Annotated in this window: 2 protein-coding genes; both read right to left on the minus strand. The window is 67.2% G+C overall.

Features of this window, described 5'->3' with window-relative positions; all coding sequences use genetic code 11:
- The coding region (locus AB0D01_RS39710) for a hypothetical protein (RefSeq protein ID WP_363064296.1) at positions 1–323 on the minus strand (323 nt) is incomplete at its 3' end.
- 5 nt (positions 324–328) lie between these two features.
- Positions 329–1,447: hypothetical protein (locus tag AB0D01_RS39715; protein ID WP_363064298.1), on the minus strand; the 1,119-nt coding region annotated here is incomplete at its 5' end.

Consider the following 1,447-nt stretch of genomic DNA (forward strand, 5'->3'; position numbering starts at 1 on the left):
GCGCGGGCGGTTCCGCTGTAAGGAGCGGCCGGAGCATCCGTAACGGCCTCGATCGCCGGCGTCGACCCGTTGAGGTACAGATAGAGGTGGTACCAGGTGTTCGCCGCAAGCGTCAGACCGCTGAGGGTCAGGGCGCTGGGCACCTCGATTGCCTGCTGCAGCGACGGGATCCAGGCGCTGCCGCTGGAAACGCGGATGGAAGCGGGCCCCACATACTCCATGCGCAGGCCAAGGATGTGGCCGGCCATCGTCCACAGGCCGGCCCCGGCCGCTACCGAGGCCGCACTGGCGGCGGCGAGCTGGGAGAGTTTGACGTCAGGCATTGGGGTTACTCCAGGATGATCGGGTCGCCGGCTTCCGTGACGATGCGGTCGCCCGCCTCGGTCACCAGCTGCGCGCGGTAGAGGAAGGTGTGTTGCAGGCGCTGCCAGCTGGTGAATCCGGCTCGGACAGCCTCGATTTCCACGCGCAGCGTCTTGCCGCCACTGCCGACCGGCGGCAGATAGCTGTCGGTAGTGGCCGTGATGCCGGCCTGCTCACGCACAAGGTTGTCCTGCAGGTACCAGCGGGCGGTGTAGGTGGTGCCTGGCTCCGGGCCAATGCTGGACTGCTCGGAGTCGACGAGCTGGTCAGCCTGTAGGAGGCGATCACGATGCGACCAGGCAGCCACCACGGTGCCGCCACTGCCCCACGCCTCGGTCGGGTATGCGTCGCCATTGATACGCAGACGGCCGGGCGGGTATGGGCGGACGTGGCGCCGGCGCATCGTCAATGCGATCGCCGTGGCCAGGTCCGGGTTCAGTTCACCATGGCTGGTGCGGGTGATCAGCTTTGCCTCGGGCGCTTCGTTGGCCAGATACTCGCGACCATCGAAACCGACGTACTCATCGGTGAACCACACCCGCGCACCCACCGCGTGCTGTACTGGCACGGTGTCGACGCACCCACGGGCCACGGTCAGCGTCGCGGCCACCGGGTCAATCGACACCACTCGGACCAGTTCGTCATCGATCAGCGCTTCACTGCCGACCTCAACGGCGTCCAGGCTAACTCCAGCGGCCAGCGCGATCGCAGTCGGCTCGCTCTTGGCAGGCATTGCGGTCGTGAGCAGACCGGTGGGGGCGAAGTCAGCCGTACCGGCTTCGGTGAATGCAGCATTGCCCAGGCGGGTCTGCAGGGTGTAGCCGAACGCCACCGAGGACGGCCGCACGCCGATCGAGGTCAGGTAGCCGACGTCTGGCGACAAGGCAGAAAGATCCGGCGCACCAAGCGTGGTGGCCAGGTCACGATAGCTCGCCTCCTGCAGGCGCTGCACCGTGACCGGTTTGGGCTTGGTATCCGGCTCGACCCAGGCGCTGTCAGAGGGCTGGATGTAACTGGCAGCCGCCATGCCGGCAACGTCCTGGCCAACGGTCAGCACCACGGCCGTGTCGGTCTGCGTGCCTTC

Source organism: Streptomyces sp. NPDC048606 (assembly GCF_040650855.1).
Lineage (GTDB): Bacteria > Actinomycetota > Actinomycetes > Streptomycetales > Streptomycetaceae > Streptomyces.